Source organism: Pseudoalteromonas sp. SG41-1 (assembly GCF_014164575.1).
Classification (GTDB): domain Bacteria; phylum Pseudomonadota; class Gammaproteobacteria; order Enterobacterales; family Alteromonadaceae; genus Pseudoalteromonas; species Pseudoalteromonas rhizosphaerae.
Genome location: NZ_JACJFL010000122.1, coordinates 1 through 426, shown reverse-complemented (window position 1 = coordinate 426; position 426 = coordinate 1). Strand labels below are relative to the sequence as shown.

The window sequence follows — 426 nt, the reverse complement described above, 5'->3', positions numbered from 1 at the left end:
GCATTGATCCGGCCATCAACCTCAATCGGGGTCGTTATGGTCAAGGCATTCGGTGCTGCGTTATCTAAAATCACTGAGGTGCTGGCTGCACTTGAAGTATTGCCCGCTGTATCCGATTGTGTGGCGCTGACGGTGAGCGTGCCATCGTTAAAGCTGCTGACATCAAACTCACTACCACTGATAGTCCATGTACCTGCGCCATCAGCCGTCACAGTCCGTGATAAGTTATTCGCGCCATCGCTGATGGTCACACTGACACTGGCATTGGCTTCTGCGCCAGAGCCGGTGATCAATACACTGCCATCTTCTACAGCATTGATCCGGCCATCAACCTCAATCGGGGTGGCAATCGTCAAGGCATTCGGTGCTGCGTTATCTAAAATCACTGAGGTGCTGGTTGCACTGGAGGTGTTACCCGCCGCATCA

General features: G+C 53.1%; 1 protein-coding gene. It reads right to left on the bottom strand.

Annotated elements, in window-relative coordinates; all coding sequences use genetic code 11:
* On the bottom strand, positions 1–426 hold a 426-nt coding region (locus H5203_RS22555; RefSeq protein ID WP_220495348.1), incomplete at both ends, for an Ig-like domain-containing protein.